The organism is Cupriavidus sp. a3 (assembly GCF_051015765.1).
Taxonomy (GTDB): domain Bacteria; phylum Pseudomonadota; class Gammaproteobacteria; order Burkholderiales; family Burkholderiaceae; genus Cupriavidus; species Cupriavidus oxalaticus_A.
The window spans coordinates 132036-151610 of the sequence record NZ_CP170643.1; the positions used below are offsets into that span (position 1 = coordinate 132036).

Consider the following 19575-nt stretch of genomic DNA (forward strand, 5'->3'; position numbering starts at 1 on the left):
ATGGAGCACGGCAGCATCGTCGAGCGCTTCGATGCCGGCGATCTGCAGGCAAAGATGCCGGTGCTGCATGAACTGCTCGGGGTCTGATCCCGGGATCTGACCGATACCCGGATCGTTGATTGCTGTTTGGCAGGAACGGGTGGCGCATCGCCGCCGCAAATCAGGAGACAAAGAGATGAAAAAGACTCGGCTCGCGGCCGCGATGGCGGCTATTGCCATGGGTGCGGTTTCGTTCGGCGCTGCCGCGCAGGTATCCGGCGACACCGTGAAGATCGGCTATATCACCGACATGTCGGGCCTGTACGCCGACATCGACGGCCCCGGCGGCCTGGAAGCCATTAAGATGGCGATCGAGGACCGCGGCGGCAAGGTGCTGGGCAAGCCCATCGAGATCGTTTCCGCCGATCACCAGAACAAGGCCGACATCGCCGCCTCCAAGGCGCGCGAATGGATGGACCAGCAGGGCCTGGACATGCTGCTGGGCGGCACCAACTCCGGCACCGCGCTGGCGATGAACAAGGTCGCTTCCGAGAAGAAGCGCGTCTACATCAACATCGGTGCCGGCACCGCGCGCCTGACCAACGAAGAGTGCTCGCCGTACACGGTGCACTATGCCTATGACACGGTGGCGCTGGCCAAGGGCACCGGCAGCGCGGTGGTCAAGCAGGGCGGCAAGTCGTGGTTCTTCCTGACCGCCGACTACGCCTTCGGGCACTCGCTGGAAAGCGACACTGCCGCGGTGGTGAAGGCCAGCGGCGGCACGGTGGCGGGGCAGGTACGGCATCCGCTGTCGGCGTCCGACTTCTCGTCGTTCCTGCTGCAGGCGCAGTCGTCGAAGGCGCAGATCCTGGGCCTGGCCAACGCCGGCGGCGACACCATCAATGCGATCAAGGCGGCCAAGGAATTCGGCATCACCAAGACGATGAAGATCGCTGGCCTGCTGATGTTCATCAATGACATCCACAGCCTGGGTCTGAAGAACACCGAAGGCCTGCTGATGACCGACAGCTGGTACTGGGACATGAACGACGACACCCGCAAGTTCGCCAACCGCTTCTTCGGCAAGATGAAGAAGATGCCGAGCAGCCTGCAGGCCGCGGACTATTCGGCCGCCAGCACCTACCTGAAGGCGGTGGAAGCAGCCAAGACCGATGATCCGGACAAGGTCATGGCCGAGCTGAAGAAGATGAAGATCAACGACTTCTACACCAAGGGCTATATCCGCCAGGACGGCCGTGGCATCCACGACATGTACCTGATGCAGGTGAAGACCGCGGCCGAGTCGAAGAAGCCGTGGGATTACCTGAAGGTGGTGGCGACCATCCCGGGCGACCAGGCATTCACGACGGTGGCCGAGTCGAAGTGCGCGATGTTGAAGAAGTAAGAGCCGTCGACACTGCGACGGTTTGCTCCCCTCTCCCGCGCGCGGGAGAGGGGCAGGGGAAGAGGGCCGGCGCTAGCAGGAGCGTGGCGCAACCAAACTTCCGGCAGCGGTCCTGAGGCCCGCACGCGCCGGTGTTGAAGTCGGCAGCCTCTTGCACGCCGGCCCTCTCCCCCAACCCCTCACCCGAAGCGGGAGAGGGGAGACACAACCAGCAACGGATGCCCATGGACATCTTCGGAATTCCCCTGCCTGCCATGCTTTCCCAGCTGTTGCTGGGGCTGGTGAACGGCGCCTTCTATGCGATGCTGAGCCTGGGCCTGGCGGTCATCTTCGGCCTGCTCAACGTCATCAACTTCGCGCACGGCGCGCTCTTCATGCTGGGTGCGGTGCTGGCCTGGATGGGCATGGAGTACGCCGGGCTCAACTACTGGATCATGCTGCTGCTGTCGCCGCTGGTGGTTGCCGCCATCGGGGTGGTGATCGAGAAGACCATGCTGCGCTGGATCTACAAGCTCGACCACATCTATGGCCTGCTGCTGACGCTGGGCATCACGCTGGTGATCGAAGGCATCTTCCGCTCGATCTACGGCGTGTCGGGCCTGCCGTACCAGACGCCTGACGCGCTGCAGGGTGCGACCGACCTCGGCTTCATGATCCTGCCGAACTACCGCGCCTGGGTCGTGGTGGCGTCGCTGGTGGTGTGCTTCGCGACCTGGTACGTGATCGAGAAGACCAAGCTGGGCGCCTACCTGCGCGCCGGCACCGAGAACCCAAAGATGGTCGAGGCCTTCGGCGTCAACGTGCCGCTGATGGTGACGCTGACCTACGGCTTCGGCGTGGCGCTGGCGGCGTTTGCCGGGGTGCTGGCCGCGCCGGTGATCCAGATCTCGCCGCTGATGGGCCAGAACCTGATCATCATCGTGTTCGCGGTGGTGGTGATTGGCGGCATGGGCTCGATCATGGGGTCGATCCTGACCGGCCTGGGGCTAGGCGTGGTCGAGGGCCTGACCAAGGTGTTCTATCCTGAAGCATCGTCGACCGTGGTGTTCTTCATCATGGTGATCGTGCTGCTGCTGCGCCCGGCCGGGCTGTTCGGGAAGGAGAAGTGATGAGCGCACCAACCACATCATCGACGCGGCCCGCAGTGGCTGCCAACGCGGGCCGGGCAGGAAAGGGACAGGGCGTGCAGAAGAAACTGTTGTACGGATTGCTGCTGCTGGGGCTGATCGCCGCGCCGCTGGCGGGTGCCTATCCGGTATTTGTGCTCAAGGTGCTGTGCTTTGCGCTGTTTGCCTGCGCGTTCAATCTGCTGATCGGCTATACCGGGCTGCTGTCGTTCGGCCATGCGGCCTTCTTCGGCGGTGCCGGCTACGCGGCCGGCCATGCCATGAAGGCCTGGGGCGTGACGCCCGAGATCGGGCTGATCCTGGGCACGGCCACCGGCGCGCTGATCGGCTACGTGGTCGGCTCGCTGGCGATCCGGCGCCAGGGCATCTACTTCTCGATGATCACGCTGGCGCTGGCGCAGATGCTGTTCTTTATCTGCCTGCAGGCGCCATTCACCGGCGGCGAGGACGGACTGCAGGGCATCCCGCGCGGCAAGCTGTTCGGCGTGCTGCCGCTGTCCAATGACCTGACGCTGTACTACGTGGCGCTGGTGATCATTGTCGCGGCCTTCGCGCTGATCGTGCGCACGGTGCATTCGCCGTTCGGCCAGATCCTGAAGGCGATCAAGGAGAACGAGCCGCGGGCTATCTCGCTGGGCTACGATGTCGACCGCTTCAAGCTGACCGCTTTCGTGCTCTCGGCGGCGCTGTCGGGGCTGGCCGGCTCGATCAAGGCGCTGGTGCTGGGCTTCGAGACTCTGACCGACGTGCACTGGTCGATGTCGGGCTCGGTGATCCTGATGACGCTGGTGGGCGGCCTGGGCACCTTGTCGGGCCCGATCGTCGGCGCCTTCGTGATCGTGGCGCTGGAAAACAAGCTGGGCGACATCGGCAGCTTCCTGGCCTCGGCCACCGGCCTGCAGTGGTTCAACACGCTGGGCGAGTCGGTGACGATGGTGACCGGCGTGATCTTCGTGATCTGCGTGCTGACCTTCCGCCGCGGCATCATGGGCGAGCTGCTGGCCCGGTTCGGCCGCAAGCACGAGTGATCGTGGGGCGACATGCCCGATTCTGGGGCTAGGGTTTTTTCTAGCTTGTCCTCTGTGCACCGCTTCGTTACATTCCATATACGGTTTTCGCAGGTTAAATGGAGGCGGAAGCGAGGAGACGACAGGCGCGCACCCGGTGTCGGGTAGCAGCGTTATAAAATAAAGGGCGTTGCCGGGTGATCCTCGGCAACGCTTTTTTCATTGGTGCTTCGCCCACGGCAGCGAGCACGCAATCCTTCACTGTGCCGTGTTCGCCTCATTGTGGGGCACCCATGCCGGATCGGCATCACCCCGGTCCCCGACGCATGCGACAATGCGGGCGCTTTCCGTTGCCCGCCATGCCCGACTATCCCCCTGATTCCCAAGATCCGCCGCTTCCGGACGGCTCGGGTCGTCCCGACGCAACGCCGCAACGGCCCATGCCGCAGCTGTGGGTACGCGCCGGCCAGAGTGCCGATGGCGCCATGCTGGAGGCCTGGCTGGCAGTCGTGCAGCCGTTGCCGGTGCCGGCGGCCAGGGCTCGGCGGCTGATGCTGGACGAGTTGCTGGCGCAGTCCGGGCGCGGGATCTGCCTTCTGGCCTATGGCGGCGCGCCGGACGATGTGCTGGCTTGCCTGCCGGTGGCGCTGGTGCCAAGCCTGGAACTGGCAGGCCTGGCCGCCCTGGCCACGGAATGGTGGGTACGCCCCGGCCTTGGTGCCGGTATGACCCGCGCCTGCCTGGACGCCGGCTGCGACACGCTGGCCGACTGGGGGCGCGCCCATGGCATCCGCCATGCGCTGCTCGCCCCGGCACTGGCCGGCGCGCAGGGCGGCGCGCCGCCCGGTTTTGCCCCGCATGCCAGCGGCATGTGGATGCGCAATCTTGTGCCGGCGGCCAAGGTGCTCGGCTGAGCCGGCACTGACGCGCTCCGGCGCCCCGTTTTTTCCTCTCCCCGTTTTCCTTTCCCCGTTCCTGCAATGATGGAGTTCGCTTTCCTGGCGGTTGCCGCCTTTCTCGCCGGCATGATCGACGCGGTCGCCGGCGGCGGCGGCCTGGTCCAGATCCCGGCGCTGTTCTCCGCCTATCCCGGCATGGCGCCGGCAACGCTGCTGGGTACCAACAAGGTTGGCTCGATCGCCGGCACCGCCAACGCCGCGCTGCGCTACGGCCGCAGCGTGCGCATCTACTGGGGCGCGACCGCGCCGGCGGTGGTGGCGGCCTTTGTCTTCTCGATGGCCGGCGCGTGGGCGCTGACCATGATCCCGGCCGAGCCGATGCGCAAGGCGCTGCCATTCATCCTGGTGACGCTGCTGGTGTATACGCTGGCCAAGAAGGACCTCGGGACCGAGCATGCGCCGACGCTGAAAGGCGGCCGCGAACGGCTCGCGGCATTGCTCGCCGGCGCAGTGCTCGGCTTCTACGATGGCGTGTTCGGCCCCGGCACCGGCAGCTTCCTGATGATCGTGTTCGTGCGCGTGTTCGGCTATGACTTCCTGCATGCCGCGGCGTCGACCAAGCTGGTCAACCTCGCCACCAACCTGGCGGCGTTGCTGCTGCTCGCCAGCAAGGGCCATATCTGGTGGCAGCTGGGGCTGGTGATGGCGGTGGCCAATGTTGCCGGCAGCCAGGTGGGCAGCCGGCTGGCGCTGCGGCATGGCAGCGCGTTCGTGCGCAAGGTGTTTATCGTGGTGGTGAGCGCGTTGATCCTGAAGACGGCATGGGATGCGTTTGCGCGCTGAGCAGCCGGGCGCTGACCTTGATGCGGGTTAATCCTGCTTTTCGCGTCAAGTCGCTGTGATAGACTCGATTCGCATTCCCGACCGCACGGTCGGTGAATGACAGAAGCGCCAATTCCGGGGGAATTCCGGGGAAAATGGGGCCGGTTCGCCAGGGCGAACGGGTTCTCGGCGTGGACGGGAAATGGGGAATGGTGTGTCATCGTTCCTGGCAGTAGCGCAGGTGCCGGCGATGTGCCTGCGTCAGACCCGAGGGGTCCGTAGAAAATGGGCATCCGCCGGTGGACGCCGGACGGATGCCTTTCCGTTTCAGGAACCGAAGGAGACAAGATGGATTTCAAGCGCGCCAGCCTGCTGGCAATCGCGGCGGCCTGCCTGGCTGCCGGCGCCGCCCAGGCACAGGTCAAGGTCGGGGTCACGGTGTCGGCGACGGGTCCGGCCGCATCGCTGGGTATTCCGGAGAAGAACACCTTCACGCTGATGCCCAAGGAAGTCGCGGGCAAGAAGATCGAGTACATCGTCCTGGACGACGCTTCGGACACCACCACCGCGGTCAAGAACACCCGCAAGCTGATCAGCGAAGACAAGGTTGACGTGGTGGTCGGTTCCACCGTGACGCCGAACTCGCTGGCCATGGTCGACGTGGTCGCCGAGAACGATACGCCGATGATCACCATGGCCGCCTCGGCCCGCATCATCGAGCCGATGGATGCCAAGCGCGCCTGGATCTTCAAGACGCCGCAGAATGACTCGCACATGGCTACCGCGATTGCCGAGCACATGGGCAACAACAACGTGAAGACGGTGGCTTTCATCGGCTTCGCGGATGCCTATGGCGACAGCTGGGCGCAGGAATTCGCCAAGGTGGCGGAGATGCGCAAGATCAAGGTGGTCGCCAACGAGCGCTTTGCCCGCACCGACACTTCGGTGACCGGGCAGGTGCTGAAGATGATGAGCGCCAACGCCGACGCGGTGCTGATCGCAGGCTCGGGTACGCCCGCGGCGCTGCCCGCCAAGACACTGAAGGAGCGCGGCTACAAGGGCAAGGTCTATCAGACTCACGGCGTTGCCAACGCGGACTTCCTGCGCGTGTGCGGCAAGGATTGCGAAGGCACGTTCCTGCCGGCCGGCCCGCTGCTGGTGGCTGAACAGTTGCCCGACAGCAACCCGGTGAAGAAGCCGGCCATGGCCTACAAGACCGCCTACGAGAAAGCCTTCGGCGGCCAGGTCTCGACCTTCGGCGGCCATGCCTGGGATGCGGGCCTGATCCTGCAGCACGCCATTCCCGAGGCACTCAAGAAGGGCCAGCCCGGCACCAAGGAATTCCGCAAGGCGCTGCGCGACGCCATGGAGCAGACCAGGAACCTGCCGGTGTCGCACGGCATCATGAACATGAGCACCACCGACCACCTCGGCTTCGACCAGCGCGCACGCGTGATGGTGCAGATCGTCGACGGCAAGTGGAAGCTGCTGAAATAAGCCGCTGCACTGAATTCCCGAGTGACAGTTGAGTAGGAGTGAAGCAGGGCGCATGGGTTATGCCATGCGCCCTTTTTTCTGCCGCACCGCCATACCTAGGGTTGCCGAGTATTTCCGCAATGGGCAACCCGTTTACCATTTCGTAAATCCCACCGCGCGCAGCACCCTGTCGGCCCCCTTCGAAGCAGGCAGGTATTTCAACGATACGGGGAGACAATGGACCTATCTATCGCCGCCATCCTGGCGCAGGACGGCATCACCTCGGGCGCGATCTACGCGCTGCTGGCACTGGCCCTGGTGCTGGTGTTCTCGGTGACGCGCGTCATCTTCATCCCGCAAGGGGAGTTCGTTGCCTACGGCGCGCTGACGCTGGCCGCGATGCAGGCCGGGCATGCGCCGCAGACCAGCTGGCTGCTGCTGGCCATGGGCGCGCTGACCTTCGTCTATGAAACCGTGACCGTGCTGCGCAGCGCCGAGCTGCGGCGCACGCTGGGCCAGCGGCTGGCGGTGCTGGCCGGCAAGTACCTGGTGTTCCCGCTCGCGGTGCACTGGGTGGTCCAGCAATACGGCGCGCAGCCGCTGCCGATGGTGGCGCAGATCGCGCTGACGCTGCTGGTCATCATCCCGCTCGGGCCGATGCTGTACCGCCTCGCCTACCAGCCGCTGGCCGAGGCCAGCACGCTGGTGCTGCTGATCGTATCGGTCGGCGTGCACTTTGCGCTGGTGGGGCTGGGGCTGGTGATGTTCGGCGCCGAGGGCTCGCGTACCACGGCGTTCTCTGATGCGCGTTTCGAAGTGGGCGCGCTCAGCGTCTCGGGCCAGAGCCTGTGGGTGGTGGGCGTGTCGGCGCTGCTGATCGGCGCGCTGTACTTCTACTTCGAGCGCACGCTGCAGGGCAAGGCGCTGCGCGCGACCGCGGTGAACCGGCTGGGGGCGCGCCTGGTCGGCATCGGCACCACGCAGGCGGGGCGGCTGTCGTTCACGCTGGCCGCGGCGATGGGCGCGCTGTGCGGCGTCCTGATCGCGCCGCTGACCACGGTGTACTACGAGTCGGGCTTCCTGGTGGGCCTGAAGGGCTTTGTCGGCGCGATCGTCGGCGGGCTGGTGAGCTATCCGGTCGCAGCACTGGGTGCGCTGCTGGTGGGCCTGCTCGAATCCTATTCGTCCTTCTGGGCCAGCGCGTTCAAGGAGGTCATCGTCTTCACACTGATCATTCCGGTGCTGCTGTGGCGCTCGCTGACGAGCAAGCATGTCGAGGAGGAGGAATAAGCCATGACCATGCTGACCGACAAGCAAGCGGCGGCCGTGACCGGCGCCGAGGCCGGCAGCCGTGCGCGGTTGAACCGTAACCGGATTCTGGTGCTGGCCTTCATCGTCGTGCTGGCGCTGCTGCCGGTGCTGCCGACGCCTGAATTCTGGATCACGCTGGGCAACTACATCGGGCTGTACAGCATCGTCGCGATCGGGCTGGTGCTGCTGACCGGCGTGGGCGGCATGACATCGTTCGGACAGGCCGCGTTCGTGGGGCTGGGCGCGTACAGCACCGCCTACCTGACCACGCAGTTCGGGCTGTCGCCGTGGTTCGGGCTGCTGGTGGGCCTGGTGATCACGGTAGCCTCGGCCTATGTGATCGGGCTGATCACGATGCGCATGTCCGGCCACTACCTGCCACTGGCGACCATCGCGTGGGGCCTGTCGCTGTTCTTCCTATTCGGCAACCTGGAGTTCCTGGGCAAGTACGACGGCATCAACGGCATCCCGGTGCTGTCGTTCTTCGGCATCGAGCTGCAGTCGGGCCGCTCGATGTTCTACCTGATCTGGGCAGTGGTGCTGCTGGCCGTGCTGGCGATGCAGAACCTGCTGAACTCGCGCCCGGGCCGCGCCATCCGCGCGCTCAAGGGCGGCGGGGTGATGGCCGAGGCGATGGGCGTCAATACCGCGTGGATGAAAGTGGTGATCTTCGTCGTGGCGGCGATCCTGGCGTGCGTGTCGGGCTTCCTCTACGCGCACCTGCAGCGCGCGGTGAACCCGACGCCGTTCGGCCTGAACTACGGCATCGAGTACCTGTTCATGGCGGTGGTCGGCGGCGTCGGCCACGTGTGGGGCGCAGTACTGGGTGCGGGCATCCTGACCATCCTGAAGGACGTGCTGCAGGGCGTGCTGCCCAAGCTGCTCGGCGCCAACGGCAACTTCGAGATCATCGTCTTCGGGGTGCTGCTGGTGCTCCTGCTGCAGTATGCGCGCGATGGCATCTGGCCGTTCCTGCGCCGGCTGTTTCCGTCGGGCCCCGCGGTGCTGGCGCCGGCGCAAGCCGAGGCGCTGGCGGTGCGGCGCAAGCCCGAGGCGGGCGAGCTGATCCTCGACGTGCGCGCCGCGCGCAAGGAGTTCGGCGGGCTGGTCGCGGTCAACGATGTCAGCTTCCAGGTGCGTGCGGGCGAAATCATCGGCCTGATCGGCCCGAACGGTGCCGGCAAGTCCACCACCTTCAACCTGGTGACGGGCGTGCTGCCGGTCACGCGTGGCGAGGTCCGCTATCGCGGCGAGGTGATCTCCGGCCTGCCGTCGCGCGAGATCGTCAAGCGCGGCATTGGCCGCACCTTTCAGCACGTGCACCTGCTGCCGACCATGACGGTGCTGGAGAACGTCGCCATCGGCGCGCACCTGCGCGGCGACTTCCGCGCGCAGGGCGGTGTCTCGGCAGCGATCCTGCGCATGAACAAGGTCGAGGAAGACAAGCTGCTGTTCGAAGCGAAGCGGCAACTGGAACGCGTAGGCCTGGCCGACTGCATGTACATGGAAGCGGGCAGCCTGGCGCTGGGCCAGCAGCGCATCCTGGAGATCGCGCGCGCCCTGTGCTGCGACCCCGCGCTGCTGCTGCTCGACGAGCCGGCTGCGGGCCTGCGCTACAAGGAGAAGCAGGCGCTGGCCGACCTGCTGCGCAAGCTCAAGGGCGAGGGCATGAGCGTGTTGCTGGTCGAGCACGACATGGACTTCGTGATGAACCTGACCGACCGGCTGGTGGTGATGGAGTTTGGTACGCGCATCGCCGAGGGCGTGCCCGAGGAAGTGCAGAAGAACCCGGCGGTACTGGAAGCCTACCTGGGTGGCGTGGAATAGGTGTGGAGCAAGGACCCGACATGAGCCTGATACTTGAAGTGAAGGACCTCCACGTCCGCTACGGCAAGGTGGAAGCGGTGCACGGCGCCAACCTGAAGGTGGAAGCCGGAAAGATCGTGACGGTGATCGGCCCCAATGGCGCCGGCAAGTCGACCATGCTCAACGCGATCATGGGTGCGCTGCCGGTCAACGGCTCGGCGAGCGGATCGGTCAGCTACCTCGGTCACGACATGGCCGGTATCCCCGTGGAGGGCCGCGTCGCGCGCGGCATGTGCCTGGTGCCGGAGAAGCGCGAGCTGTTTGCGTCGATGACGGTCGAAGACAACCTGTTGCTGGGCGCTTTCCGCCGCAAGCGTGCCGGCGAGAAGAACTACCTGGACCAGATGGACGTGGTCTACGACTTGTTCCCGCGCCTGCGCGAGCGTGCGCGCCAGGATGCCGGCACGCTGTCGGGCGGCGAGCGCCAGATGCTCGCGGTGGGCCGCGCGTTGATGGCCAAGCCGCAGCTGCTGATGCTGGACGAGCCCAGCCTCGGCCTGGCACCGCTGATCGTCAAGGAGATCTTCCATATCATCAGCAACCTGCGCCAGACCGGCGTGGCCACGCTGCTGATCGAGCAGAACGCCCGGGCGGCGCTGCAGGTGGCTGACTATGGCTATGTGATCGAGACCGGGGATATGTCGATGGAGGGGCCCGCAGACGAGTTGGCGGCGAACCCGAAGGTGATTGAAACCTATCTTGGGTTGGCAAAAAAGGCCGCTTAATCCGTAAGGATGATAGCCGGACGAATGAGGGCTCGCCTAGGCGAGCCCTTTTTCATTTCTCGTGTGAATAACTTTGGGGATAAGTGGTTTCAGAGGCCTGTTTTTTGGTATCGGGAGGAGCGACGCAGGGTTGGGTACGCTTCGATTCGGTTGATGAATGAAAGGCTGCGAGAATCCTCTGTAGATATCGAGGCCAACGATGATGGCGCTAAAATTATGCTTTGAAGGAATATAGTGGCGCTATCATTTTGGTGTTTTATTTTTCGCGAGAATGTCCTTCGGTATCTTGGATAGCTTCTTGCTGCGCGGTCTCCAGCAACCAATCGCGAAAGCGGTTTAGCGCCGGATGATCGCGGCGCTCCCGCGGCGCGCACAAGAAATAGCCCCGTTGCAGCGAAATCGGCAAATCAAACGGCGCAAAAACACGTCCCGCTGCAATTTCATCTCTCACCAGGCATCGCTGCAACACCGCGACTCCCATGTCGGCGCGAACAGCCTGGATCAGGATCGACACCTGGTCGAACGCTGTGGATAACATCGGCGCAGCGTTGGGTACGCCGGCCGCTCGCAGCCAGTTTTGCCAGTTCGCCGGCGCTGACGTGTGATAGAGCAGGGGCTCCTGCAACAGCTCCGCCGGCGTCTGCCAGCGGCCGGCCTCGCGGCGAGCACGGGCGCGGTCCGGATGGCAGACCGGCACCATTTCACGCCCGATCACGTAGTCGGCCTGCAGGCCCGGCCACTTGCCCGCTTCACCCGCCAGGATGGCGGCATCGGGCGTGGCGCCCGAGAGATCCTCATCGCGCTGGTAGGGAACGAAGTCGAGGTGGATTTCCGGATGGCGCCGATGGAAGTCCGGCAGGCGCGGCACCAGCCATACGCTGGCCAGCGTCGGCACGACCGACAGCGTCAGGCGGTGGCGCCGGTCGCCGGCGAGCAGGGCAGCGCTGGCATTTTCGATTGCGGCCAGCGGCTCGGCCACGGCATCGAGCAGCTGCCGGCCGGCATCGGTCAGCACCAGCCGATGTGCATTGCGCTGGAGCAGCGGCTGGCCGAAGTGTTCCTCGAGCCGGGCGATTGCCCGGCTGATCGCGCCCTGGGTGACGCACAGCGTGTCCGCGGCACGGGTGAAGCTGCCAAGCTTTGCCGCGGCGGCAAAGGCGTGCAACTCGGACATCGACGGGGAACGCAGCCGCATGGCGCAGGGTACAGCGCAGGAGAGGGGGCAGAACCTGCGATGCCACAGTGTTTACCTGGGCGTGGGGCAGGATGATCTTTGGTAATGCAAACGTGCAATATAGTCGTTTGTGCGCAACCGGTAAACGCCTGACACTCGCTCGGTTCCTTCGCATAAAACAACAGGAGAAAGCCTCATGAACCGAGCCACGATGACGCGCCGCCAGCTGATGCTGTCGGGCGCCGCAGCCGCCGCCACGCTGATGCTTACCAGCAGCGCCTTCGCGCAGGCCAACTATCCGACCCGCCCGATCCGCTTGATCGTGCCGTTTGCCGCGGGCGGTTCGACCGACCTGTCGGCGCGCCTGGTGGCCGAATTCGCCGGCCGCGAGCTGGGCCAGTCCATCGTGGTCGAGAACAAGGGCGGCGCGGGCGGTTCGCTCGGCATGGAGCAGGTGGCCGGCTCGGCACCGGACGGCTACACCATCGGCATGGCCACGGTCAGCACGCACGGCTCCAACCCGGCTGTGTATCCGAGGCTGAAGTACGACCCGATCAAGGACTTCGCCCCGGTGACCAACGTGGTCGCCATCCCCAGCGTGTTCGCCGTACACCCAAGCGTGCCGGCCAAGACCATGCAGGAGTTCATCGCGCTGGCCAAGGCCAATCCGGGCAAGTACAGCTTTGCCTCGCCGGGTGCGGGCTCGCTTGGCCACGTCAACATCGAGAACTTCATGATGCTGGCCAAGATCGACCTGCTGCACGTGCCGTACAAGGGCGCCGGCCTGGCGCTGAATGACGCTGTAGCAGGGCAGGTCAATGCCATCACCGATAACCTGTCGTCGACGCTGCCCCACGTGAAATCCGGCAAGTTGCGCGCGCTGGCGGTGCTGGGCGCGTCGCGTTCGGCACAGCTGCCGAACGTGCCGACGTATGCCGAGCTGGGCTTCAAGGACATGGGCGAGGGCGGCTGGTTCGGCATCGTCGCCCCGGCCGGCACGCCGCCGGCGATCGTCAACAAGCTGAACCAGGCTATCCACAAGGCCATGCAGAACCCCGAGTTCAAGCGCAAGGTGGAAGAGTCGGGCGGCACGCTGGTGCCGACCACGCCGGATCAGTTCAAGGCCCAGATCCAGCAAGCCATGGCGCGCTATGCCCGCGTGGCCAAGGCCGCCGAGATCAAGCTGGACTGAGGCATGGCTGAAGCGAATCATCAGGGCGCGCTGCCGCCGGTCATCGTGCGGCTGCCGGAAGGGAAGGCGCTGCCGCTGGTGTGCGACTCGCCGCATAGCGGCACCGTGTACCCGGCGGATTTCGGCGCGGCGATCCCTGCGGCGCGGCTGCGCGGCGGTGAAGACACGCACGTTGATGCGCTGTGGGCAGCGGTGCCGGCGGTCGGCGGCACGCTGCTGGCGGCTACGTTCCCGCGGGTCTATATCGACCCGAACCGGATGGCCGACGATATCGACCCGGATCAGCTGGACGGGGCGTGGCCCACGGCGCTGGCGCCGGGACCGAAGACCAGCCTGGGCTATGGCCTGGTCTGGAGCCGGATCGATGCGAGCACGCCGATCTACGATCGCCGGCTGTCCGTGGCGGAAGTGCAGGGGCGTCTGGACCGCTATTACCGCCCCTACCATGCGGCGCTTGCCGAGGCCGTGGAGGGCGCATACCGGCGCTTTGGCGCGGTCTGGCACCTGAACCTGCACTCGATGCCAAACAATGCCTATGAGCGCCTGAAGATCGACAGCCCGCACCCGCTGGCGGACTTTGTGCTGGGAGACCGGGACGGAACCACCTGCGAGCCGGGGCTGGTCGACCTGGTCGACCGGGAACTGCGCAACATGGGCTACACGGTTGCGCGCAATGACCCCTACAAGGGCGTGCAGCTGATCGCCCAGATCGGGCGGCCGGCCGAGCGGCGTAGCAGCCTGCAGATCGAGATCCGACGCCCGCTCTATATGGACGAGGCGACGCGGAAACGGAATGCCGGGTTCGATACCTTGCAGCACGACCTTGGCAGGCTGGCGGAGCAGGTTGCAGCATATATCCGGGCCAGCCTCTGAGCAGCTTGTTCCACGTGAAACATTGGCCGGGCCTTGTTGCCCGGCCTTTTTGTTTCACGTGGAACATCGTGGCACCCCAGGCGTCGCTTGCCGGCCACGCGCAGGTATCGTCCACATCATGTTTCACGTGAAACATGGTGTCGGTCGAAAAGCGGCCAGACGAATGCCGCTATAATTTCGCATTCCCGCATTTTCCCGCCAGCCTCCCGGAGGAGGTGTCTCATGCTTTACCCAAAAGAATTCGATGTCATCGTCGTCGGTGGTGGTCACGCCGGAACTGAAGCAGCACTCGCGGCCGCGCGCATGGGCTGCCAGACGCTGCTGCTGACCCACAACATCGAGACGCTGGGCCAGATGAGTTGCAATCCGTCCATCGGCGGCATCGGCAAGGGACACCTGGTCAAGGAAGTGGATGCGATGGGCGGCGCCATGGCGGCCGCCACGGACGAGTCCGGCATCCAGTTCCGCATTCTCAATTCCAGCAAGGGACCGGCGGTGCGCGCCACGCGCGCGCAGGCGGACCGTGTGCTGTATCGCAAGGCGATTCGTACTCGCCTGGAAAACCAGCAGAACCTGATGCTGTTCCAGCAGGCAGTGGATGACCTGATGGTCGAGGGCGATCGGGTCGTCGGCGCCATGACGCAGGTCGGCATCGCCTTCCGCGGGCGGGCCGTGGTGCTGACCGCCGGCACTTTCCTGGACGGCAAGATCCACGTCGGCCTGGACAACTACACTGGCGGGCGCGCCGGAGATCCGGCTGCCGTATCCCTGTCGGCGCGCCTGAAGGAACTGAAGCTGCCGCAGGGCCGGCTGAAGACCGGCACGCCGCCGCGCATCGACGGCCGCACCATCGACTTCTCGGTGATGGAAGAACAGCCTGGCGATCTGGATCCGGTGCCGGTGTTCTCCTTCCTGGGCCGTCCGGAGCTGCACCCGCAGCAACTGCCTTGCTGGATCACCCATACCAACAGCCGCACGCATGACGTCATCCGTGGCGGTCTCGACCGTTCGCCGATGTACACCGGCGTGATCGAAGGGGTGGGGCCGCGCTACTGTCCCAGCATCGAGGACAAGATCCATCGCTTTGCCAGCAAGGAAAGCCACCAGATCTTCCTGGAACCGGAAGGGCTGACCACCAATGAGTTCTACCCGAACGGGATCTCGACCAGCCTGCCGTTTGACGTGCAGCTGGAGCTGGTGCATTCGATCCGCGGCCTGGAGAACGCGCATATCCTGCGCCCTGGCTACGCCATCGAGTACGACTACTTTGATCCGCGCGGCCTGAAGTCATCCCTGGAGAGCAAGGCGATCCGCGGGCTGTTCTTTGCCGGCCAGATCAATGGCACCACCGGCTATGAAGAAGCCGCCGCGCAGGGCCTGCTGGCCGGCATCAATGCCGGTTGCTACGTGCGCGAGCGTGAAGCCTGGACGCCGCGTCGCGACCAGGCCTACCTGGGCGTACTGGTTGACGACCTGATCACGCGCGGTGTGACCGAGCCGTATCGCATGTTCACCAGCCGTGCCGAATTCCGACTGAGCCTGCGCGAGGACAACGCCGATATGCGGCTGACGGAAGTCGGCCGTGAGCTGGGTGTCGTTGACGATGCACGCTGGGATGCTTTCAACCGCAAACGCGACACTGTTTCACGTGAAACAGAGCGGCTGAAAAGCACATGGGTGAACCCGGCCATGCTGCCGCCGGAAGACGCCGTGCCGTTGCTGGGCAAGCCGATCGAACGCGAGTACAGCCTGGCCGACTTGCTGCGCCGGCCGGAAGTCCGCTATGAGTCGCTGATGGCGCTGCAGGGCGGCCGCCACGCGCCCGAAGCACCGCTCGACGCCGATGCCATGCTGGCCGACCAGATCCGTGAGCAGATCGAGATTGGTATCAAGTACCACGGCTATATCGCTCGCCAGGCTGCCGAGGTCGACAAGCTGGAAGCCAATGAATCGACCCGCCTGCCCGAGAACCTCGACTACACCGAGGTACGTGGGCTGGGCTTCGAGGTCAGCCAGAAGCTGAACCAGCACCGCCCGGAAACGCTGGGCCAGGCATCGCGCATCTCGGGCGTGACTCCGGCGGCGATCTCGCTGCTGCTGGTACACCTGAAGAAGAAGGGGCTCGGCCGAACGCGCGCCGATTCGGCTGCCGTTGGCGGCAACTCGGAAGAGGCGGCCTGAGTGGCGGGCGCTCGACACACCATGACAGACGACGCCACGCAGCGTCGTCGCCTCGAAGCCGGTCTCGCCGAGATCGGGCTGGTATTGGCACCGGTACAGATTGACAAGCTGTTCGACTACCTCGCGCTGCTGCGCAAATGGAACGGCGTCTATAACCTGACCGCGATCCGCCACCCCGATGAGATGCTTACGCATCACATGCTGGATTCGCTCGCGGCAGTGCCCGCGCTGGCCGCTGCCGCGCGTTCTGCAGAGATCGGTACGCCTGCGCGGGGCAGGGTGCTGGACGTCGGCTCGGGCGGCGGCATGCCCGGGCTGCCATTGGCGATTGCGTGTCCCGACGTGTCGGTGCTGATGGTCGACATCGTGCAGAAGAAGACCGCATTCCTGACGCAATGCCGCGCCCAACTCGGCCTGGTCAACGCCGCGGCGCACTGGGGCCCGGTGGAAAAACTGGACGATGCGGACGGCTTTGCCGTGATCACGTCACGTGCCTTTGCTGAACTGACCGACTTCGTGAACCTGTCGGGCCAGTTGCTCGCGCCGCACGGCAAGCTGATCGCCATGAAGGGTGTTTATCCACAGGCGGAGCTCGACCGGATGGAAGCCGCGGGACTGATGGCCAACTGGCAAGTCGACGAAGTACCGCGCCTCACTGTGCCGGGACTGGATGCCGAGCGCCACCTGGTGGTGCTGTCGCGGCGCGCAGGCGCGCACGCATGACCTACGCCGCGGCGCTGCAAGCAGTGCCGCGAACTGCCGGCCATGAGGCTGGCCGGATGAATTGAAGCAGGAGCCTCAGGAACATATGGCCAAGGTATTCGTGATTGCAAACCAGAAGGGCGGGGTGGGCAAGACCACCACGACGGTGAACCTCGCCGCCGGCCTGGCCGCGCAGGACCAGCGCGTGCTGCTGGTCGACCTGGATCCGCAGGGCAATGCCTCGATGGGTTCGGGCATCGACAAGCAGGCGCTGGAACACAGCGTGTACCAGGTGCTGGTTGGCCTGGCCAGCGTCCCGCAAGCGCGCCAGAAATCCGAGACCGGCAGGTACGACGTGCTGCCGGCCAACCGCGAGCTGGCCGGTGCCGAAGTCGAACTGGTCGAGCTCGATCACCGCGAGCGCCGGCTCAAGCAAGCCATCGACGCAGTCGACGACGAGTACGACTTCGTGCTGATTGACTGCCCGCCGTCGCTGTCGCTGCTGACGCTGAACGGGCTGTGCGCGGCGCATGGCGTGATCGTGCCGATGCAGTGCGAATACTTCGCGCTCGAAGGGCTGTCCGACCTCGTCAACACCATCAAGCAGGTGCACGCCAACCTGAACCGCGAGCTCAAGGTGATCGGCCTGCTGCGCGTGATGTTCGACCCGCGCGTCACGCTGCAGCAGCAGGTGTCGGCACAGCTCGAATCGCACTTCGGTGACAAGGTGTTCAAGACCCTGATCCCGCGCAACGTGCGCCTGGCCGAGGCACCGTCCTATGGCATGCCGGGCGTGGCATTCGATCCGTCATCCAAGGGCGCCAAGGCGTACCTGGACTTTGGCGCCGAGATGATCGCGCGCGTCAGGCAGCTGGGCTGAAGCTCGAGGAGGCATCGACCATGAGTACCGCAAAGACGCCGGCAAAGAAGAAGGGCCTGGGCCGGGGCCTGGAAGCATTGCTGGGCGGTCCCGCCGAGATCGTCGAGACAGCGAAGCAGGAGGGCGCGCCCAGCGTGTTGCACGTGGACCAGTTACAGCCCGGCAAGTACCAGCCGCGTACACGCATGGATGAAGGCGCGCTGCAGGAGCTCGCCGCCAGCATCCGCGCGCAGGGCCTGATGCAGCCGATCCTGGTGCGGCGCGTGGCCGAGCCGGATCGCTACGAGATCATTGCGGGCGAACGCCGTTACCGCGCGTCGAAGCTCGCGGGCCTGGACCAGGTGCCGGTGCTGGTCAAGGACGTGGCCGACGAAGCCGCGGCCGCGATGGCGCTGATCGAGAATATCCAGCGTGAAGACCTGAACCCGCTGGAAGAAGCGCAGGGCATCATGCGCCTGATCCGCGAATTCAAGTTTACGCACGAGCAGGCCGCCGAGTCGGTGGGCCGCTCCCGCAGCGCCGTGTCCAACCTGCTGCGCCTGCTGAACCTGGCGGCGCCGGTGCAGACCATGCTGATGGCGGGCGATCTTGACATGGGTCACGCGCGCGCGCTGCTTGCTGTCGACGGCGCCAATCAGATCACGCTGGCGAACCAGATCGTCAACAAGCGGCTGTCGGTGCGCGAGACTGAAAAGCTGGTGGCGTCCACGCTCAAGCCGTTCGACCTGAGGTCGCTCAAGCAGAAGGGCGTGAACAATATCCGCGACGTGGCGCGGCTGGAGGAAGAGCTGTCGGATGCGCTGGGGCTCTCGGTGCAGATCAAGGTGGGTGCGCGCGGCAAGGGCCAGCTCACCATCCACTTCAGCGACAACGATGCGCTCGATGGGGTGCTCGCGCGGCTGCGCGAATCGCGCGAAGGGCAGCAGGCAGCCTGAAATAGCGGGCGATAACCGGCCATTGCGAGGGTAACTGTTGCATCGAAGCAGCAGTGGCCGGTGCGATTATCGGTATACGTGAGGCGTACCCGCTAATCCACCATCATGCGCAGGGTCCGCTGCGCAATCCAATTACGTCAAACATCATTGCGGCGCAATTTTTGTGAAGCCATCATGCAATCGTGATGGCAACCGTTGTGCGCAACGCACTGCAAGCTAACTGTAAGCAGATTGACGCGAATCAGTAGTTCCCCTTAAAATCGTGCGGTTTGAATTCTGGTCGGGCCGATAAGTTCCGGCCTGAATGAGGCAGGCAGGTAGTGGTTCGAGACCGTCAGCAGCGCAGCGCCGGTTCCCGTCAGGAAGATGACTGGGACGACTGGAAAGAAGGCGCAGAACGTGAAGATGAAGCTGTCGATCCGCTGTCGCACGCCGATGCGGTGAAGCTGTTTGGCGAACGCGCGCTGCGTCCTTCGCGCATGACCCCGGGCAAGGTTGTCCTGGCGCAGGTGATCGTTTCCCTGCTGTCAGCATTTTGCTGGGCGTTGTTCGGGAAAGAGGCGGGGCCGTACGGCTGGTCAGCGTTGTTCGGCGGCATGGTGTGCTTCGTGCCCAGCGGATTCTTCGCATTCCGGCTGTGGGTGGCGCGGGATCGCGCATCGGTCGGCGGGCTGGTCCTGGGTGAGGCGATCAAGGTGTTCGCCACCGTGGCCATGCTGGTGCTGGTGGTGGTGCTGTACCGGGATCTGCGTTGGGTACCAATGCTGGTCACGTTCCTGCTGGCGCTCAAGACTTACTGGGTGGTGGCCCTCGCGATGCGCTAGGCCGCTGCACAAGACAGGTGCTTCATCCGGAGGTGGGGCACCGAAACGGAATATCAAGATGTTTCCGTGGCGGTTTCACCGTGGTTTCACAGCGGTGACACCGGACACGGTCAAGGTTGGAAACCCGCTTGCATCGCGGTGACCGGCGAATCCGCCGAAGGCAATGCAAGACGCGTACCGGGTGCCGCACAGGAGTG

18 protein-coding genes are annotated in these 19575 nt (G+C 65.0%); 16 read left to right on the forward strand and 2 right to left on the reverse strand.

What is annotated here, in order from left to right; all coding sequences use genetic code 11:
* Positions 1-219 (reverse strand): hypothetical protein (locus ACAD63_RS00525; RefSeq protein ID WP_434033303.1); only part of this gene is annotated, 219 nt, incomplete at its 3' end.
* Between ACAD63_RS00525 and ACAD63_RS00530 the strand changes: the two genes are divergently transcribed.
* The 9 genes from ACAD63_RS00530 to ACAD63_RS00570 all read left to right on the forward strand — a co-directional run bounded on the left by ACAD63_RS00530 (position 176) and on the right by ACAD63_RS00570 (position 10617).
* Entirely contained in the window at positions 176-1384 is a 1209-nt protein-coding gene (locus tag ACAD63_RS00530; protein ID WP_029046505.1) for an ABC transporter substrate-binding protein, read from the forward strand. The two genes, ACAD63_RS00525 and ACAD63_RS00530, sit on opposite strands and share 44 nt — an antisense overlap.
* Before the next feature lie 224 nt (positions 1385-1608).
* Complete coding sequence (locus ACAD63_RS00535; protein WP_133097865.1) at positions 1609-2493, forward strand: branched-chain amino acid ABC transporter permease; 885 nt, start codon at positions 1609-1611, stop codon at positions 2491-2493.
* Positions 2493-3539, forward strand: a complete 1047-nt coding sequence (locus ACAD63_RS00540) for a branched-chain amino acid ABC transporter permease (protein ID WP_240745909.1) — start codon at positions 2493-2495, stop codon at positions 3537-3539. Before ACAD63_RS00535 ends, ACAD63_RS00540 begins: the two co-directional genes overlap by 1 nt.
* 419 nt (positions 3540-3958) lie before the next feature.
* A complete protein-coding gene (locus ACAD63_RS00545) occupies positions 3959-4432 on the forward strand; it encodes a hypothetical protein (protein ID WP_434033304.1) in 474 nt (157 codons plus the stop codon).
* Between the two features lie 69 nt (positions 4433-4501).
* Positions 4502-5260 (forward strand): sulfite exporter TauE/SafE family protein, encoded by a 759-nt coding sequence (locus ACAD63_RS00550; protein WP_133097873.1) that lies wholly within the window; start codon positions 4502-4504, stop codon positions 5258-5260.
* Between the two features lie 327 nt (positions 5261-5587).
* The gene (locus ACAD63_RS00555) at positions 5588-6736 is read left to right on the forward strand and encodes an ABC transporter substrate-binding protein (protein WP_029046510.1); all 1149 of its coding nucleotides are present in this window, start codon (positions 5588-5590) and stop codon (positions 6734-6736) included.
* 216 nt (positions 6737-6952) lie between these two features.
* Positions 6953-8005, forward strand: coding sequence for a branched-chain amino acid ABC transporter permease (locus ACAD63_RS00560; protein WP_133097863.1), 1053 nt, complete (start codon positions 6953-6955; stop codon positions 8003-8005).
* A gap of 3 nt (positions 8006-8008) precedes the next feature.
* Positions 8009-9853: a branched-chain amino acid ABC transporter ATP-binding protein/permease gene (locus tag ACAD63_RS00565; RefSeq protein WP_133097862.1), complete on the forward strand. Its 1845-nt coding sequence runs from the start codon at positions 8009-8011 to the stop codon at positions 9851-9853.
* 20 nt (positions 9854-9873) lie between these two features.
* Entirely contained in the window at positions 9874-10617 is a 744-nt protein-coding gene (locus tag ACAD63_RS00570) for an ABC transporter ATP-binding protein (RefSeq protein WP_133097861.1), read from the forward strand.
* A 256-nt stretch (positions 10618-10873) separates the two neighbouring features.
* Here the strand turns inward: ACAD63_RS00570 and ACAD63_RS00575 are convergent, their stop codons facing one another.
* Positions 10874-11812 carry a LysR substrate-binding domain-containing protein gene (locus ACAD63_RS00575; RefSeq protein ID WP_434033305.1) on the reverse strand — a complete coding sequence of 313 codons (939 nt, stop codon included), beginning with the start codon at positions 11810-11812 and terminating at the stop codon, positions 10874-10876.
* Between the two features lie 175 nt (positions 11813-11987).
* Here ACAD63_RS00575 and ACAD63_RS00580 point away from each other — a divergent pair, with 175 nt between their 5' ends.
* From ACAD63_RS00580 to ACAD63_RS00610, 7 genes are all read left to right on the forward strand, one after another.
* On the forward strand, positions 11988-12983 hold the full coding sequence (locus tag ACAD63_RS00580; protein WP_434033306.1) for a tripartite tricarboxylate transporter substrate binding protein BugE: 996 nt from the start codon (positions 11988-11990) through the stop codon (positions 12981-12983).
* Positions 12984-12986: 3 nt separating this feature from the next.
* Entirely contained in the window at positions 12987-13856 is an 870-nt protein-coding gene (locus ACAD63_RS00585; protein ID WP_434033307.1) for an N-formylglutamate amidohydrolase, read from the forward strand.
* Positions 13857-14078: 222 nt separating this feature from the next.
* Positions 14079-16037 carry a tRNA uridine-5-carboxymethylaminomethyl(34) synthesis enzyme MnmG gene (mnmG, locus tag ACAD63_RS00590; protein ID WP_135706143.1) on the forward strand — a complete coding sequence of 653 codons (1959 nt, stop codon included), beginning with the start codon at positions 14079-14081 and terminating at the stop codon, positions 16035-16037.
* 21 nt (positions 16038-16058) lie between these two features.
* Positions 16059-16760 (forward strand): 16S rRNA (guanine(527)-N(7))-methyltransferase RsmG, encoded by a 702-nt coding sequence (gene rsmG, locus ACAD63_RS00595; RefSeq protein WP_195427205.1) that lies wholly within the window; start codon positions 16059-16061, stop codon positions 16758-16760.
* 85 nt (positions 16761-16845) lie between these two features.
* Positions 16846-17619: a ParA family protein gene (locus ACAD63_RS00600; RefSeq protein ID WP_133097855.1), complete on the forward strand. Its 774-nt coding sequence runs from the start codon at positions 16846-16848 to the stop codon at positions 17617-17619.
* A gap of 20 nt (positions 17620-17639) precedes the next feature.
* Positions 17640-18554, forward strand: coding sequence for a ParB/RepB/Spo0J family partition protein (locus tag ACAD63_RS00605; RefSeq protein ID WP_133097854.1), 915 nt, complete (start codon positions 17640-17642; stop codon positions 18552-18554).
* 320 nt (positions 18555-18874) lie between these two features.
* Complete coding sequence (locus ACAD63_RS00610; RefSeq protein ID WP_133097853.1) at positions 18875-19378, forward strand: ATP synthase subunit I; 504 nt, start codon at positions 18875-18877, stop codon at positions 19376-19378.
* The last annotated feature ends 197 nt before the right edge of the window (positions 19379-19575 follow it).

Coding starts and splice junctions, on each gene's coding strand:
- ACAD63_RS00530 (WP_029046505.1), top strand. CDS start 176: ATGAAAAAGACTCGGCTCGCGGCCGCGATGGCGGCTATTGCCATGGGT.
- ACAD63_RS00535 (WP_133097865.1), top strand. CDS start 1,609: ATGGACATCTTCGGAATTCCCCTGCCTGCCATGCTTTCCCAGCTGTTG.
- ACAD63_RS00540 (WP_240745909.1), top strand. CDS start 2,493: ATGAGCGCACCAACCACATCATCGACGCGGCCCGCAGTGGCTGCCAAC.
- ACAD63_RS00545 (WP_434033304.1), top strand. CDS start 3,959: ATGCCGCAGCTGTGGGTACGCGCCGGCCAGAGTGCCGATGGCGCCATG.
- ACAD63_RS00550 (WP_133097873.1), top strand. CDS start 4,502: ATGGAGTTCGCTTTCCTGGCGGTTGCCGCCTTTCTCGCCGGCATGATC.
- ACAD63_RS00555 (WP_029046510.1), top strand. CDS start 5,588: ATGGATTTCAAGCGCGCCAGCCTGCTGGCAATCGCGGCGGCCTGCCTG.
- ACAD63_RS00560 (WP_133097863.1), top strand. CDS start 6,953: ATGGACCTATCTATCGCCGCCATCCTGGCGCAGGACGGCATCACCTCG.
- ACAD63_RS00565 (WP_133097862.1), top strand. CDS start 8,009: ATGACCATGCTGACCGACAAGCAAGCGGCGGCCGTGACCGGCGCCGAG.
- ACAD63_RS00570 (WP_133097861.1), top strand. CDS start 9,874: ATGAGCCTGATACTTGAAGTGAAGGACCTCCACGTCCGCTACGGCAAG.
- ACAD63_RS00575 (WP_434033305.1), bottom strand. CDS start 11,812: ATGCGGCTGCGTTCCCCGTCGATGTCCGAGTTGCACGCCTTTGCCGCC.
- ACAD63_RS00580 (WP_434033306.1), top strand. CDS start 11,988: ATGAACCGAGCCACGATGACGCGCCGCCAGCTGATGCTGTCGGGCGCC.
- ACAD63_RS00585 (WP_434033307.1), top strand. CDS start 12,987: ATGGCTGAAGCGAATCATCAGGGCGCGCTGCCGCCGGTCATCGTGCGG.
- mnmG (WP_135706143.1), top strand. CDS start 14,079: ATGCTTTACCCAAAAGAATTCGATGTCATCGTCGTCGGTGGTGGTCAC.
- rsmG (WP_195427205.1), top strand. CDS start 16,059: ATGACAGACGACGCCACGCAGCGTCGTCGCCTCGAAGCCGGTCTCGCC.
- ACAD63_RS00600 (WP_133097855.1), top strand. CDS start 16,846: ATGGCCAAGGTATTCGTGATTGCAAACCAGAAGGGCGGGGTGGGCAAG.
- ACAD63_RS00605 (WP_133097854.1), top strand. CDS start 17,640: ATGAGTACCGCAAAGACGCCGGCAAAGAAGAAGGGCCTGGGCCGGGGC.